Source organism: Agromyces salentinus (assembly GCF_009749395.1).
In the GTDB taxonomy this organism is placed as follows: Bacteria; Actinomycetota; Actinomycetes; order Actinomycetales; family Microbacteriaceae; genus Agromyces; species Agromyces salentinus.
This window is the reverse complement of the sequence record NZ_WBIR01000002.1, coordinates 323,506-337,353: the sequence shown is the minus strand read 5'-3', so window position 1 is coordinate 337,353 and position 13,848 is coordinate 323,506. Positions and strand designations below refer to the sequence as shown.

Annotated in this window: 15 protein-coding genes; 8 read left to right on the top strand and 7 right to left on the bottom strand. The window is 71.6% G+C overall.

The features are described 5' to 3' along the window. Positions 1-122 precede the first annotated feature (122 nt). A complete protein-coding gene (locus GQQ95_RS04510) occupies positions 123-1,616 on the top strand; it encodes an APC family permease (RefSeq protein WP_157426444.1) in 1,494 nt (497 codons plus the stop codon). On the opposite strand, the gene GQQ95_RS04505 is transcribed toward GQQ95_RS04510, so the two are convergent. From GQQ95_RS04505 to GQQ95_RS04495, 3 genes are read right to left on the bottom strand one after another with little or no spacing between them, the layout of a single operon-like run. Beyond that, on the bottom strand, positions 1,586-2,119 hold the full coding sequence (locus GQQ95_RS04505) for a gamma-glutamylcyclotransferase family protein (protein WP_157426443.1): 534 nt from the start codon (positions 2,117-2,119) through the stop codon (positions 1,586-1,588). The genes GQQ95_RS04510 and GQQ95_RS04505 overlap by 31 nt on opposite strands. Position 2,120: 1 nt before the next feature. Then, positions 2,121-2,711 carry a TetR/AcrR family transcriptional regulator gene (locus GQQ95_RS04500; RefSeq protein WP_157426442.1) on the bottom strand — a complete coding sequence of 197 codons (591 nt, stop codon included), beginning with the start codon at positions 2,709-2,711 and terminating at the stop codon, positions 2,121-2,123. Beyond that, the gene (locus GQQ95_RS04495) at positions 2,711-3,592 is read right to left on the bottom strand and encodes an alpha/beta fold hydrolase (protein WP_157426441.1); all 882 of its coding nucleotides are present in this window, start codon (positions 3,590-3,592) and stop codon (positions 2,711-2,713) included. The genes GQQ95_RS04500 and GQQ95_RS04495 overlap by 1 nt, the downstream gene beginning before the upstream one ends. Before the next feature lie 162 nt (positions 3,593-3,754). Here GQQ95_RS04495 and GQQ95_RS04490 point away from each other — a divergent pair, with 162 nt between their 5' ends. Then, positions 3,755-4,783, top strand: coding sequence for a diacylglycerol/lipid kinase family protein (locus GQQ95_RS04490; RefSeq protein ID WP_425482553.1), 1,029 nt, complete (start codon positions 3,755-3,757; stop codon positions 4,781-4,783). Positions 4,784-4,808: 25 nt separating this feature from the next. Here the strand turns inward: GQQ95_RS04490 and GQQ95_RS04485 are convergent, their stop codons facing one another. Both GQQ95_RS04485 and GQQ95_RS04480 read right to left on the bottom strand, forming a co-directional pair. Continuing rightward, a complete protein-coding gene (locus GQQ95_RS04485) occupies positions 4,809-5,990 on the bottom strand; it encodes a calcium:cation antiporter (protein ID WP_157426439.1) in 1,182 nt (393 codons plus the stop codon). Between the two features lie 34 nt (positions 5,991-6,024). Next, positions 6,025-7,356 carry a flavin monoamine oxidase family protein gene (locus GQQ95_RS04480; protein WP_157426438.1) on the bottom strand — a complete coding sequence of 444 codons (1,332 nt, stop codon included), beginning with the start codon at positions 7,354-7,356 and terminating at the stop codon, positions 6,025-6,027. A 210-nt stretch (positions 7,357-7,566) separates the two neighbouring features. Between GQQ95_RS04480 and GQQ95_RS04475 the strand changes: the two genes are divergently transcribed. From GQQ95_RS04475 to GQQ95_RS04450, 6 genes are all read left to right on the top strand, one after another. Continuing rightward, positions 7,567-8,109 (top strand): PadR family transcriptional regulator, encoded by a 543-nt coding sequence (locus GQQ95_RS04475; RefSeq protein WP_157426437.1) that lies wholly within the window; start codon positions 7,567-7,569, stop codon positions 8,107-8,109. Positions 8,110-8,114: 5 nt separating this feature from the next. Further along, positions 8,115-9,863 carry an ABC1 kinase family protein gene (locus tag GQQ95_RS04470; protein WP_157426436.1) on the top strand — a complete coding sequence of 583 codons (1,749 nt, stop codon included), beginning with the start codon at positions 8,115-8,117 and terminating at the stop codon, positions 9,861-9,863. Between the two features lie 75 nt (positions 9,864-9,938). Then, complete coding sequence (locus tag GQQ95_RS04465) at positions 9,939-10,841, top strand: bile acid:sodium symporter family protein (protein ID WP_157426435.1); 903 nt, start codon at positions 9,939-9,941, stop codon at positions 10,839-10,841. A 128-nt stretch (positions 10,842-10,969) separates the two neighbouring features. Then, positions 10,970-11,365, top strand: coding sequence for an SHOCT domain-containing protein (locus GQQ95_RS04460; protein ID WP_157426434.1), 396 nt, complete (start codon positions 10,970-10,972; stop codon positions 11,363-11,365). A 32-nt stretch (positions 11,366-11,397) separates the two neighbouring features. Beyond that, the gene (locus GQQ95_RS04455; RefSeq protein WP_157426433.1) at positions 11,398-12,258 is read left to right on the top strand and encodes a hypothetical protein; all 861 of its coding nucleotides are present in this window, start codon (positions 11,398-11,400) and stop codon (positions 12,256-12,258) included. Positions 12,259-12,291: 33 nt separating this feature from the next. Beyond that, positions 12,292-13,086 carry a ferritin family protein gene (locus GQQ95_RS04450; protein ID WP_157426432.1) on the top strand — a complete coding sequence of 265 codons (795 nt, stop codon included), beginning with the start codon at positions 12,292-12,294 and terminating at the stop codon, positions 13,084-13,086. A gap of 12 nt (positions 13,087-13,098) precedes the next feature. Here the strand turns inward: GQQ95_RS04450 and GQQ95_RS04445 are convergent, their stop codons facing one another. Beyond that, positions 13,099-13,245 carry a hypothetical protein gene (locus GQQ95_RS04445; protein ID WP_157426431.1) on the bottom strand — a complete coding sequence of 49 codons (147 nt, stop codon included), beginning with the start codon at positions 13,243-13,245 and terminating at the stop codon, positions 13,099-13,101. 59 nt (positions 13,246-13,304) lie between these two features. Next, positions 13,305-13,841: a flavin reductase family protein gene (locus GQQ95_RS04440; RefSeq protein WP_246205174.1), complete on the bottom strand. Its 537-nt coding sequence runs from the start codon at positions 13,839-13,841 to the stop codon at positions 13,305-13,307. Positions 13,842-13,848 lie beyond the last annotated feature (7 nt).

Below are 13,848 nucleotides of genomic sequence, written 5' to 3'. Positions count from 1 at the left end.
GCCGGCCCCGCCGCGCCCGCCGCGCCGGCCCCGCCGCGCCCGCCGCGCCCGCCACGCCAACGGCGATGCTTGAGGTCGCGCGTCGGATGTGGTCGGCTGGGCGCGGGGGAAAGGGGCATCTCATGAACGATCCGTCCTGGACGCAGGTGGTCAAGGCCGTCGAACCGGAGGAGCCCCAGCTGAAGCGGGTGCTCGGTCCCGGACTGCTGCTCCTGTTCATCGTCGGAGACATCCTCGGCACCGGCATCTACGCGCTCACCGGCCAGGTCGCGGCCGAGGTGGGCGGCGCGGCGTGGCTGCCGTTCCTCCTCGCGTTCGCGGTGGCCACCGTGACCGCGTTCTCCTACCTGGAGCTCGTCACGAAGTACCCGCAGGCCGCCGGTGCCGCGCTGTACACGCACAAGGCGTTCGGCATCCACTTCTTCACGTTCCTGGTGTGCTTCATCGTCATGACCTCGGGCATCACGTCGGCGTCGACGGCCTCCCGCGCCTTCGCGGCGAACCTGCTGGTCGCCTTCAAGATCCCGGATGCCGCGCTGACGACGATGTTCATCGCCCTCGCGTTCATCCTGCTCATCATGCTGGTCAACCTGCGCGGCGTCTCCGAGAGCGTGTGGCTGAACGTGTTCCTGACGCTCGTGGAACTGTCGGGGCTGCTCCTGGTCATCCTCATCGGCATGTGGGCGATCTCCGGCGGCAACGCGGACTGGTCTCGCGTCGTGGCGTTCGAGACCCCGGAGGACAAGGGCGTGCTGCTCGCGGTCAGCACCGCGACGTCGCTGGCGTTCTTCGCGATGGTCGGCTTCGAGGATTCGGTCAACATGGCCGAGGAGACGAAGGACCCGAGCCGGATCTTCCCGAAGATGATGCTGTCAGGACTCGGCATCGCCGCCGTCATCTACGTGCTGGTGTCGATCACGGTGGTGGCCCTGGTCCCGATCGGGGACCTCGTCGGCAGCGAGACGCCGCTCGTGACAGCGGTCGAGGCCGCGGCGCCCGGCTTCCCGATCAACGACCTGCTGCCGTTCATCTCGATGTTCGCGGTCGCCAACACCGCACTCATCAACATGATGATGGCGAGCCGCCTGCTCTACGGCATGAGCCGGCAGAAGGTGCTGCCGCCGTTCCTCGCGCGGGTCGCGCCGAAGCGGCAGACGCCCTGGGCGGCGATCCTGTTCACGAGCGCGCTCGCCGTGGGCCTCATCGTCTACGTCTCCCTCGACGCGGAGGGCTCCGTGGTCGCCCTGCTCGGCGGCACGACGTCGCTCCTGCTGCTCACGGTCTTCGCGGTCGTCAACGTGACCGTGCTGGTGCTGCGCCGGCAGCCCGTCGAGCACAAGCACTTCCGCACGCCGAGCTTCCTTCCCGTCATCGGCGCGATCACGTGCCTGTACCTGGTGTTCCCGTGGACCTCCGGCCGGCCGGCCGGGCAGTACACGATCGCCCTCGCGCTCCTCGCCATCGGCATCCTGCTCTGGATCGCCGAGCGCGCCTACACGGCCGCGCGGCGGCGCGGGAACGGCGACGCGGGCAGCGCAGGCACGGCGACCGGCGGTGCCGCCGATGCCGACGGCGGTGCCGAAAATCAGGCGAAGGGGTCGACCAGGGCCGAGTAGCCGCACGACAGGCAGCGCAGGGTGATCGTGAGTGCGTTGCCGCCCGGGGCCAGCACCCCGCCGTCGAGCACGCCGCCGCACTGCGGGCAGGGGTCGGGACTCGTGAAGCGCGGCTCGTCGCCCTCGTCGACCTCCATGCCGTCGGACCTCGCGCGCGCTGATCCGGCCGCGACGTACACCCACGCGTCCAGGCCGGATTCGAGCGCCACGGGCTCGCGCACGTAGTCGTCGACCTCGTACCGATCGGCGGCCGCCAGTTGCGACGGCGTGAGCTGGAGCACGGATCCCTCGACGCGGTCGTCGGGGTCGCCGGTGGGCTCGAGGATGGGATGCTCCGCCTCGCCGCTCAGGGCGAGCACGGCGGCATCCGTGATGCGCAGCACGCCGATCCGCCAGCCGACGAGCGCATCGGGGGCGGTCGGGAGCTCGGCGCCGAACGTCTCGCGCTGGACGTGGGGCAGCCGGAGCGTGCCGTAGGAGAACAGGTGCTCGATCCGGGACATGTCAGTCCACCGTATCCGTCTCGAGGCTCGCCGCCATGTGCGCCACGGTGTCGATCGCACCTGCGAGCTGCGCGCGGCTCAGTGGGCCGAGGAGCCTGCCCGCCGACAGCAGCCCGATCGTCGCGCTCGAGAGGGCGAGGCCGAGATGCTCGGCGTCGACGCTGCCCGCGAGGCGACCGCTCCGCTGCAACTCGCGCAACCATGCGACGACCTCGTCTTGGCGCCGCCGGTATCGGTCGTCGTCGACCGTGCCGACGTGCGTTCCCAGCACGCCGCGGTCGTCGAGGAACGCCGCCGTCATCAGCTCGTCGTCGAGCAGCGCGCGGATCGCGGCGCGGTACGCGGCGCCGAGCCGCGGGCGAGGCCCGATCTCGCGGTCGACGCGTGTGCGGAGCCGTCTCGTGCCGCGCCGCAGGACCGCGTCGAGAAGCTCCCGTTTGCTGGCGAACTCGAGGTAGACGGCCCCCTTGCCGATCCCGGCGGCCGAGGCGACGGACGCGATGCTCATCGCGTCGAAGCCGCGTTCGAGGACCAGCCGCTCGGCGGCGTCGAGGATACGCTCACGGCGGTCCGGAATGAGCGGGCGCGGCATCAGCGCAGCGTCCCGAGGAACGAGGTCATCGCCGGGATGACGAGGTCGGGCCGGTCGCGCTGCACCCAGTGGCCGGCACCGGGAACGCTGAGCAACTCGCCGTGGGGGAGTGCGCGCGCCGCGGCCTCCGCGCGTGAGAGCGGGACGCCCGAGTCGAGCTCTCCGTGGATGAGGAGGGTCGGCGTCGCGATGGAGCCGAGGCGTTCCGAGTAGTCCGTTCGCAGCCCGCCCCAACCGACCTGGTCACGCTGCCATTCGGCGAAGGCCGCGATGCCGTCCGTCGAGCTCGCCTCGCCGATCACGGCCTGCACGAGTTCGGGAGTGCGAGCGGACGGGCTTCGCACGATCTCGCGCAGCCCGCGCTCCATCGCGCGCGGGCTGCGCACGTAGGAGCGGGTCATCGCGGCGAGCACGCCGGTGCGCAGCAGGGCGTAGGTGAGGGCCTGGTTCGGGCCTCCGAGCCGGCCGTCGGTGAGGCGGGGCATGATGCCGAACGTGCCCAGGAGGATCGCGCCGCGTGCGCGCGACGGGCGGTCGAGCAGGTGGCCGAGCGCCAGGCCGCCGCCGAGGGAGAGCCCGCCGATCGCGTAGTCGGTGAGCTCGAGGGCGTCGGCCAGTTCGCCCACGTAGGCGACCAGGTGTTCCTGGGTCAGCTCCCAGTCGGCACGGGGACTCCGTCCGAAGCCGGGGTGGTCGGGCGCCACCACCCGGTGGCCCGCGGCGGCCAGGGCGGGGCCGACCTCGCCCCACGAGAGCTCGGCGCTGTCGGCCCCGCCTCCGTGGAGCAGGAGGACGGTCCGACCCGTCGCCCGTGCGGGCGTCCACTCCAGCACGGAGACGGTCGCCCCCGTCACCTCGGCACGTGTTCGTCGTGTCGGCATCCGTCCACCCCTCGTTCTGACCAGTCCAGTCTATTTGGTCACTACGTCGGCGTCGAGCCGGCGAGGAGCGCGTCCGGGGGTCCTGCGCGGCCCACGCAGCACATGACGGTGCCCCGGCGCAACCACGCACCGCGAGAACCGACCTTCCCCTACCGTGGCAGGGTGATCAACGAACCCGTCGCTCCCGAATCGTCCGCGCCCGATTCCACCGACCCCGAGCGCACACCTCGGCGTCGGGCGGCGCTGATCTACAACCCGGTCAAGCTCGAGGCCGACGAACTCCGACCCGTGCTCGAGGCGGCGGAGGCCGAGGCGGGCTGGGAACCGTCCCTCTGGCTGGAGACGACGGAGGAGGATCCGGGCGCCGGACAGGCGGCCGAGGCGCTCGCCGAGGGCGCCGACGTCGTGATCGCCGCAGGAGGCGACGGCACCGTGCGCGTCGTCGCCGAGGCGCTGCGCGGCTCGGGGGTGCCGTTGGCGCTCCTCCCGTCGGGAACCGGCAACCTGCTCGCGCGGAACCTCGACCTCACGCTCGACGACGCGGAGACGTCGCTGCGCACGGCGCTCAGCGGCACCGATCGGCCCATCGACATGGCGCTCATCGAGATCCGGGGCGATGACGGCAGGACCCGGCGTCACGCCTACCTGGTGATGGCCGGGCTCGGCCTGGATGCGAAGATGCTCGCGAACACCGACGACGACCTCAAGGCGAAGGCGGGTTGGCTGGCGTACGTGAAGGCGATCGGTCTCGCCCTGCGCGACAAGAACCAGCTGCGGTTGCGGTACCGCCTCGACGGCAAGGGGGTCCGCTCGATGCGCGCCCACACCCTCATGATCGGCAACTGCGGTTCCCTGCCGGCCAACATCCTGCTGCTCCCGGACGCAGCGGTCGATGACGGCGAATTCGACATCGTCGTCCTGCGGCCCGAGGGCTTCATCGGGTGGGTCCAGATCATGACGAAGATCTTCTGGGAGAACGGCGTGCTCCGCCGCACGACCGCCGGCCGCCGGCTCATGGGCCTCACGAAGGAGGTCCGCGCGCTGAACTACCTGAAGGGCAGGGAGCTCGTGGTGTCCTTGAGCCGGGCCGAGCAGATCCAGCTCGACGGCGATCCGTTCGGCGAGGCGAAGTCGTTCCGGACATGGGTCGACCCCTCCAGCCTCCTCGTCCGGGTCCCCGCCGACGACTGATCGGGTGCGCCGCCGGGTCGGCGCGTCACGGGGTGAAGAGCAGGATCCCGTAGACGCCGAAGAGCATCAGGTGCACCGCGCCGTGCACCGCCGTCGTCCGCAGTGAGAAGAACGTGATGAGCGTCATCGCGAGGGTCGTGGCGATGAGCACCATGTTCGCGGGGGACTCGCCGAGGACGACCTCCTGCCCGCTGACGAGTCCGATCACGAGGATGACCGGGATCGTCAGCCCGACGGTGGACGTGAAGGCGCCGAGGCCGAGGTTGAACGCCCGCTGGCTCTGGTTCGCGAGCGAGGCGCGGATCGCGGTCACCGCCTCGGGGGTGAACACGATGATCGCGATGAGCACGCCGCCGAGGGCCGTCGGTGCGCCGGTCGCCTCGATGCCGAGGTCGACGAGGATCCCGAGGTCGTGCGAGAGCAGCACGATCGGCAGGACCGTCACGACCAGGAGCACGGAACGCGCCACCAGGCCTCGGCGATCCGTGGACGCGTGCCCGGATGCCGCGCCGGGGGCGTTCCCCGTCGCCGATGAGGACGTCCGTCCTCGGCCCGCCGCGTGCACTGCCGCCGTCGTCCCGCTCGCGGCCGAGACCGGCTGCACGAAGAGTGCGCGGTCGCGCCCGACCTGCATGGCCAGGAAGAAGGCGTAGAGCGCCGCGGCGAGCAGGGCGATGCCGATCGACTGCACCGTCGTGAGGGTGCCGTCGGAAGCCGGGCCGGTGAAGTTCGGCAGTACGAGCGTGCAGAGCGAGAGGGCGGTGATGACGGCCAGGTAGACCGAGGTGCCGACGGTGTTGTAGCTCTGCGGACCGTGCCGGAGGCCGCCGAGGAGGATGGCCAGGCCCATGACGCCGTTGATGATGATCATCATGACGGCGAAGAGCGAGTCCCGGCCGATCGTCGACGAGCCGCCCGGCCCGAGCATCACCGACGCGATGAGCGCGACCTCGATGACCACCACGGTGAGGGTCAGGACGAGGGTCCCGAAGGGTTCGCCGAGCCGTTCGGCGAGCTGCTCGGCCTGGGTGACGACGCCGAAGGCGGCGATCATGATCGCGGCGAGGATCACGAGGAACACGAGCACCCCGGCGGCGGCGTTCGGCGGATGCGCCACCAGGTCGTGGCCGAATCCGAGCGTCCAGGCGGTGGTCGCCCACGTGATCGCGAGGATCGCGACCGTCGACCGCGTCATGAGCGCCCGCATGGCGTCTCCTTCGCCTCCGAGGGGTGCGCCGCGTTCATCGGCCGTCGGTCCAGGCCGATTCGATCGGGATGTCGCGCCCCAGGATGTCCTCGGCGGCCCGATGTCCGGAGTGCAGGGCCGCCGGAACCGTCGCGGGGTCGTCGGTCCAGGTCGCCTCGCCCGCGAGATGCAGGACCCCGCCGACCGGCGTCGCGAGCGCATCGTGGTCCGCGGTCGTCGAGCCGAGCGTCATGTACGCGTAGGACCCGAGGGTGAACGGGTCGTCCTGCCACGCCGTGACGTGCACGCGGTTCGGTCGCTCGACGCGGTCGCCGTAGAGCCGCCGGAGCTGGCCGAGCACGGCGTCGACGACCGCGGCGTCGTCCAGGCCGCGGATCGCCGTGGCGGTCGGTCCGGCCGCGAAGGTGAGCAGCGTCGGCGTCCCGTGCAGCGGCGTGAGGTCGTACCAGGAGTGCCAGGACCGGCTCTCCGGACCCTGCTGGCGGATCGCGTAGACGTCGTCGTCCCAGAACTTCGTGTCGAACCGCAGGACGACCTTCTCGAACGCGTTCATGCGCAGCCGTCCGAGGGCGCCGGCGACCGGCTCGGGCAGCGGGGGGTCGATGACGAAGGCGTCCGACCGGAGCACGCCCACCGGCACGGTGACCACCGCGGTCGCCGCCGTCATCGTGCCGCTCGGCGTACTGACCGAGACACCCTCGGCCGACCAGTGCACGCGGGAGACGACGTGCTCGAGCCGGACGTCGAGGCCGTGGGCGAGATGCTCCGGCAGGCGGTCGTACCCGTCGGGGAACACCACCTCGTCGCCCTCGATCGCATCGTCGTCGAGGCCGTGCGCCGCGAGGTCCTCGATCCAGGCCCCGTACTGCTCCTCGGCTCGGTGCTCCAGGAACTCCCGCACGCGCTGGGTCCGCTCGGTGGGCCACCCCTGGACGGCGAGGGCCACCTCGGTCGCGTCTCGGTAGGACGCATCCGGCTGCGAGGACGCCACGGCCCCGACGAGTGCGGCATCGACGGCGCGGACGTCGTCCGCGAAGCGTCGCGCGTCGGCGTCCGAGAGCCGTGACCCGTCGGGGCCGTAGTACGCGATCGGTCGGCCGTCGGGCTGGTAGCCGCCGACGGTGAACTCCATGGTCGGCATGCCGAACGCCTCGGCGGCCGCCGCGACCGGGCTGGCGTCGATCCCGTGGATCCACGACGCCCCGAGATCGGTCACGAGGCCGTCACCGCGATCGGTCCGCACCCGGCCGCCGACGCGGTCGCGGGCCTCCAGCACCACCACGCGGCGGCCTTCACGGGCGAGCAGCCGGGCGGCCGTCAGGCCCGCGACCCCCGCGCCGACCACGATCGTGTCGAAGTGCTCCATCGCAGACCGCCTCCATCCGTCGCCACCGCGGCACTCCGAACGCTACCGCCCACGGGCGGAACGACGACACTCCGCCCGCTGGCGGAACTCCGACGCCCGACGCCGCATCCGCTTCATGGGAACTGCCTGACGAGATGGCCGGGCCCCTTCCGGCGGCGCCGTTCCCGCTATATCGTCGAGTATCGTTCACGTACGGCGGAAGAGGTTGTCATGAGTGGATCATTCCCGGCAGGCGGCTTCGGCGGCATCCCCGCCGAGGGCATCTGGCAGGCCATGGAGCAGCTGCGCTCCACCTTCGAGAAGCGGGCCGGCAGCCGCATGGGCCGCGGCGACGTGCGCTCGGCGATCCTCGCCCTCCTCGCTGAGCGGCCGATGCACGGCTACCAGATCATCCGCGAGATCGAGGAGCGCAGCAACGGCTCCTGGAAGCCCAGCGCGGGCTCGGTCTACCCGACGCTGCAGATGCTCGCCGACGAGGGCGCCATCAGCGCCGAGGAGTCGAACGGCCGCAAGACGTACTCGCTCACCGAGGCGGGTCGCGCCGAGGCCGCGGAGGCCGCCGGCTCGGCGCCGTGGCAGCCGCAGGGCTCGAGCGACGCCGGCGGGCCGTCGGCCCTGCCCAAGGCGGGCTTCGAACTCGCGCAGGCGGCCGCGCAGTTGGGCCGAACCGGAACCCCCGAGCAGGTGCAGCAGGCGGTGACCGCGCTCGAGGAGGCGCGCCGGCGGCTCTACTCGATCCTCGCCCAGGACTGACGGGGGTGGCATCGGTCCACCGGGGCCGAGGCGCATCGGTGCCCGGTGCCGGGAACACGCGTGCCCGGTACCGGCGCATCCTCCGCTTCGCGGGGTGGAACCTCGCCGTCACGTGGTGGTTCGAGCTCCTCCTGCCGCGCATCGGACTCTCGGCACTCGCCGAGCGCACGCGATCCAAGCGGATGCGGCGCTTCGCCCAGCGGTTCCACGTGCTCGCCGTCGACCTCGGCGGGCTCATGATCAAGGTCGGGCAGTTCATGTCCTCCCGCCTCGACGTGCTCCCGCCCGAGATCACGGCCGAGCTCGCCGGGCTGCAGGACGAGGTGCCCCCGGTGCCGTTCCCGGCGATCCGGGCCCTCGCCGAGGCCGAACTCGGCGTGCCGCTCGAGCGCGCCTTCGCCTCCGTCGACGAGGTGCCGATCGCTGCGGCCTCCCTCGGCCAGGCGCACCGGGCCGTCCTCGGCCCCGTCGATGCCGAGGAGACGGGCCTCACGACGGTGGTCCTCAAGGTCCAGCGGCCCGGAATCGACGAGATCGTGGAGGTCGACCTCGCCGCGCTCCGCAAGGTCGCGGGCTGGCTCAGCCACGTGCGGCTGGTGTCCGATCGCGTGAACACGCACGCCCTCGTCGAGGAGTTCGCGCAGACGAGCCTCGAGGAGATCGACTACCTGCACGAGGCCGCGAGCTCCGAGCGATTCGCGGCCGAGTTCGCGGCCGACGACCGAGTGGGCGTCCCCTCCGTCGTCTGGGAGCGCACGACCCGCCGGGTGCTCACGCTCGAGGACGTCACGGCCATCAAGATCACGGATGTCGCGGCGCTAGCCGCCGCCGGCATCGATCCCGCCGAGGTCGCCCCGGTGTTCGCGGCGGTGATGTTCGACCAGTTGTTCACGAACGGCTTCTTCCATGCCGACCCGCATCCGGGCAACATCTTCGTCACGCCGGTCGGCCCGGCATCCGCGACGGGCGGCCCGGACGTCGGCGCGGGCGGCCCCGCCGCCCGGCCCTGGCGTCTCACCTTCATCGACTTCGGCATGATGGGCGAGGTGCCCGCCGGCACCCGCAGCGGCCTCCGCAAGCTGCTCATCGCGGCAGCCTCCCGCGACGGCAAGGGGCTCGTCGACGGGGTGCGCGACGTCGGGGTGCTGCTGCCCTCGGCCGACACGGGCGAGCTCGAGCGGGCGATGACCCACCTCTTCGCACGGTTCGGGGGCATGGGCTTCGCCGAGCTGCGGGAGGTCGACCCCAAGGAGTTCCGCGAGTTCGCCGAGCAGTTCGGCGACGTCGTGCGGTCGCTTCCGTTCCAGCTGCCCGAGAACTTCCTCCTCATCATCCGGGCGATGTCGCTCACCTCCGGCGTCTGCAGCGCACTCGACGCCGAATTCAACCTGTGGGACTCGATCGAGCCGTACGCGACGAAGCTCATCCGCGACGAACGCGGCAACGTGGTGCAGGACCTCGCGAAGCAGGCGGTCGAGATCGCCGGCGTCGCCATCGGCCTGCCGAAGCGGCTGGACTCGCTCGTCACCCGGTTCGAGGACGGATCGGTGGCGGTGGTGAACCCGACCCTCGAACGCCGAGTGGTGCGCCTGGAGCGCACCGCACGCCGGGTGATCTCCGCCGTCCTGTTCGCCGCGCTCCTCGTCGCGGGCGCGGTCCTGCGGACCGACGACGTCGTCTTCGGGACGGTCCTGATGGCCGCGTCGGTCGTCCCGCTCCTGCACGCGCTCTTCGCAGCCCGAGCGGGTCGCTGAGCCGCACGCCGGCCCGCCGCGCGGGACCTGGATCCCGGGTATGCGCCGGGCCCCGGCATCCGCCACACTGTGTGCATGTCAGCGTTGACCACCATCGGCCTTCCCGTGGCCCTGGGCATCATCATGTTCGGCCTCGGGCTCAGTCTCACCCTCGGCGATTTCGCCAGGGTGCTCAAGCAGCCGAAGGCGGTGATCATCGCCCTCGTGTGCCAGCTCATCGTGCTGCCGGCCATCTGCCTCGGCCTCGTGCTGGCCTTCCAGCTGCCGCCCGTGCTCGCCGTGGGCATGATGATGCTCGCGGCCTCGCCGGGCGGCACGACCGCCAACCTGTACAGCCACCTCTTCCGCGGAGACGTCGCGCTGAACATCTCGCTGACGGCGGTCAACTCGGTCGTCGCGGTGTTCACGCTGCCGATCATCACGAACGTCGCGATCGCGATCTTCGACCCGTTCGACGACCAGCTCGGGCTGCAGTGGTCCAAGGTCCTCGAGGTGTTCGCGATCGTGCTGCTGCCGGTCGCCCTCGGCATGCTGGTGCGGCGATTCGCCCCCCGGTTCGCCGACGCCATGGACCGGCCCGTGCGCATCGCCTCCGTCGTGATCCTCGTCGTCGTCATCGCCGGGGCGGTCGCGTCGAACTGGGAGCTGCTGGTCGAGAACTTCGCCCGACTCGCGCTCATCACGATCGTGTTCTGCATCATCAGCCTCGCCATCGGGTACCTGGTGCCGCGCTGGCTGCGCGTCGGCCGGCGGCAGGCCATCGCCGCGTCCTTCGAGATCGGCATCCACAACGCGACCCTCGCGATCGTGATCGCGCAGAGCGTGCTCGGCTCGACCGAGCTGAGCCTGCCCGCCGCGGTCTACGGCGTGCTCATGTTCTTCATCGCGTTCGGCTTCGGATTCCTCATCCGCGACCGCAGCGACACCGCGGCGAACGACCGGGCGGATGCCGCGGTCGAGCACCGGGCGCACGGGTAGCCCTCCGCCGGTGGGGCGCGCCGACCGAATCGGGCGCGCCTCTCCCGCGGGGCCCCGCTGCCCGATAGGTTGAGCGCCAGACGGCCTCGACGCGATCGTGGGCCACCGACTCGAAAGGGACATCGCCCATGGGCTTCTTCGCCACCGTCTGGGACTGGTTCTGGCTCAGCTTCTGGATCTTCGCCTACATCGCCTACCTCTTCACGTTGATCTACATCGCGATCGACATCTTCCGCTCGCACGACCTCAGCGGGTGGATGAAGGCGCTCTGGATCCTGCTCCTGGTCTTCCTGCCGTTCATCACCGGACTCGTGTACCTGATCGCGCGCGGGCAGGGCATGGCCGAGCGTTCCGCGTACCGCCGACCCGAGGTCGTCGAGCTCTCCGACGAGGAGGTCCGCAAGGTCTCCTTCGCCAGCCCGACCGAGGAGATCGCGAAGGCCGCCGCGCTGCGCGACCAGGGCATCATCAGCGACGGCGAGTACGAGGCGCTGAAGAACAAGGCGCTCGGCAACAAGTTCTGAGACGGATGCCGCGGCCGGAGTAGCCTCGGCACATGGACGACCTGAGCGGCGCAGGCTCGACCCCCACCATCGGGGTCGAGCCGGCGCCGTTCGACGTCCGCGACTTCGCCCGCACCGCCCACGGCAGTCACCGCGAGGGGCTCGACCTCGAGGCGATCCCGGATGCCGCGCTCACGCGGGAGGCCGTGCGGACGATCCTCACCCTCGCCGAGCTCGAGGGTGCCACGATGGCGCACTTGCGCAACGTCCTCGTCACCGCGACACACAAGGACGCCCGGGTCACGGCGTTCCTGGTCTCGTGGGCCTACGAGAAGTACTGGGTCGCCGACGCGCTCCGAGCCGTCGCCGGTGCTGCCGCTCCAGTCGGCGCGACCCGCGCGAACGACGCGAGCCGTCCGGCCGTCGCCGCGGCACCCGTGAGAGCGAGAGGCCGCGGCCCGATCCGGCGTGCGCTGGCCGGATTCGCGCAGGGCTCCGACGTGATCGGCGCCCACCTCGCGCTCGGGTGCGTCGACGACCTCGTCCTCGACCTCGCCTACGCCCGCCTCGCCGGTGACGTGCCCACGGCGGACGGGACACCCGACCCCGCGCTCGGCGACGCCATCCGTCGCATCCGCGCGATCAAGGCCCGTCACAGCGCCTTCTTCCACGAGGAGGCGACGCGCCGCCTCGAGACCTCGCCGCGGGCGGCGCGGCTCGCCCGGCGGGAGCTCTCGCGGGCGGCCTGGCCCCTCGGGGCGGCATCCGTGTCCGACGAGGACCGACGCTCGTTCGCCCGATTCGCCCTCGGGGGCGATCCCGGGTCGGCATCGGCGCTCGAGCGCGGCATCCGCTCGCTCGCCGGGATCGACGAACGCACCGCCGCGCGCGTCACGGGGCGCCTCGCCGGCTGAGCCGGCGATCCGGAGAGCAGAGGAGGATCGAGCATGGCGTTCGACATCGACCGGTACACCGCGACCTCCGTCGCCGTGGACTGGAGCGACCTCGACCTCGAGGCGTTCCGACGCGAGCCGCTGCCCGGGTCCTCGCTGCGGACGCTCCGCTACATGGCGGACGTGGAGTACCACACCGTCTGCTACACCCGAGACCTGCTCACCACCCCATCGCACCGGGAGTCCGACGTCAGCGCCTTCATGACGATGTGGAATCGCGAGGAGTTCTGGCACGGGGAGGCGCTCGCCGCCGTGCTCGCCGTGCACGGCGTCAGCATCGACTACGACGAGCTGAAGGCGAGCAGGCTGAAGCTCGGCTGGAAGGACCGGCTCGACCCCATCAAGCAGTCGGTCCTCGGCGGGCTCGTGGGGCAGGACTTCGTGGCCGTGCACATGTCCTGGGGCGCGGCGAACGAGTGGTCGGCGATCACCGCGTACCAGCGCATGGCCGAGCTCGAGGAGCACCCGGTCCTGGCCGAACTGCTCCGGCGCATCGCGAAGCAGGAGGCCAGGCACGTCGCGTTCTACACCTCGCAGGCGCGCGAGCGGCTGGCGGCGAGCACCAAGGCGCAGAAGGTGACGCGGTTCGCGCTCAGCCGGTTCTGGGCCCCCGTCGGCTCGAGCATCATGGCGCCGGAGGAGGTCCGCCACGTCATGGGGCACCTCATGAGCGGGGAGGAGGGGCGACGGGCCGCGCGCAAGGTCGACGACAGCATCAGCGGCATGCCGGGACTCGCGGGGCTCACGATCGTGCAGGACGCCCTCGACCGGCTCGGCGTCGCGTCCTGATGCCGGCGTGCGTCAGCGCGCCGTGAGCGCCGCGATGGCGGCGCCGACCGCAGTGAGCGCGATCAGGCCGGCGAGCCCCCACCGACGGAGCTGCACCGCGGCCAGCGCGTAGGAGAAGCGGCGTCGGCGACGACGTCTCCGCGGGGCGGGCTGCGACATCGGGGGAACCTCTCGGAGGACGGGCAACGGCGGGGAGCAGATGGGGGAGCGGCGCTCGCTCAGAGCTGCGGGGACTCGTCGTCGAGGGCGTGGAAGCGACGGTCCCGGTAGACGAGCGACGGCGCTCGCTCGCCAAGGCGCACGTCGAGCACCTCGGCGACCACGAGCGAGGACGCGCCGACCGGAAGCGTGTGGACGATGCGCGACCGCATGGCGACCGGGGCCGCGATGAGCCACGGTTCGCCGGTGGGCAGCGAGGACCAGCCCTGTTCCGGCGTGAAGCGCGGCGCACCCGACCTGGCGAAGGCGCGTGCGACCTCGACCTGATCGGCCGCGAGCAGGTGCACGACGATGCTGTCGGCCGAGAGCAGGCCGCCCGCCGATCCCGTGGCGCGCGTCACCGAGAACGAGAGGGCGGCCGGGTCGGCGGACACGGACGCCACGCTCGAGGCCGTGAGCCCGACCGGGCCGATGGGCGTCATCGCCGTCACGAGCGCGACACCGGCAGGATGGTCGCGGAACGCGGCCTTGAACGCCTCCATGGTCGCCGGCACGAGCGTCGGCGACGCGGCATCCGCCATCAGGCCGTCTGCCATGGAATCC

What these genes read in the sequence shown, in the direction of transcription:
- GQQ95_RS04510 (WP_157426444.1), top strand. Translation starts at nt 123, where the DNA reads ATGAACGATCCGTCCTGGACGCAGGTGGTCAAGGCCGTCGAACCGGAG.
- GQQ95_RS04505 (WP_157426443.1), bottom strand. Translation starts at nt 2,119, where the DNA reads ATGTCCCGGATCGAGCACCTGTTCTCCTACGGCACGCTCCGGCTGCCC.
- GQQ95_RS04500 (WP_157426442.1), bottom strand. Translation starts at nt 2,711, where the DNA reads ATGCCGCGCCCGCTCATTCCGGACCGCCGTGAGCGTATCCTCGACGCC.
- GQQ95_RS04495 (WP_157426441.1), bottom strand. Translation starts at nt 3,592, where the DNA reads ATGCCGACACGACGAACACGTGCCGAGGTGACGGGGGCGACCGTCTCC.
- GQQ95_RS04485 (WP_157426439.1), bottom strand. Translation starts at nt 5,990, where the DNA reads ATGCGGGCGCTCATGACGCGGTCGACGGTCGCGATCCTCGCGATCACG.
- GQQ95_RS04480 (WP_157426438.1), bottom strand. Translation starts at nt 7,356, where the DNA reads ATGGAGCACTTCGACACGATCGTGGTCGGCGCGGGGGTCGCGGGCCTG.
- GQQ95_RS04475 (WP_157426437.1), top strand. Translation starts at nt 7,567, where the DNA reads ATGAGTGGATCATTCCCGGCAGGCGGCTTCGGCGGCATCCCCGCCGAG.
- GQQ95_RS04465 (WP_157426435.1), top strand. Translation starts at nt 9,939, where the DNA reads ATGTCAGCGTTGACCACCATCGGCCTTCCCGTGGCCCTGGGCATCATC.
- GQQ95_RS04460 (WP_157426434.1), top strand. Translation starts at nt 10,970, where the DNA reads ATGGGCTTCTTCGCCACCGTCTGGGACTGGTTCTGGCTCAGCTTCTGG.
- GQQ95_RS04455 (WP_157426433.1), top strand. Translation starts at nt 11,398, where the DNA reads ATGGACGACCTGAGCGGCGCAGGCTCGACCCCCACCATCGGGGTCGAG.
- GQQ95_RS04450 (WP_157426432.1), top strand. Translation starts at nt 12,292, where the DNA reads ATGGCGTTCGACATCGACCGGTACACCGCGACCTCCGTCGCCGTGGAC.
- GQQ95_RS04445 (WP_157426431.1), bottom strand. Translation starts at nt 13,245, where the DNA reads ATGTCGCAGCCCGCCCCGCGGAGACGTCGTCGCCGACGCCGCTTCTCC.
- GQQ95_RS04440 (WP_246205174.1), bottom strand. Translation starts at nt 13,841, where the DNA reads ATGGCAGACGGCCTGATGGCGGATGCCGCGTCGCCGACGCTCGTGCCG.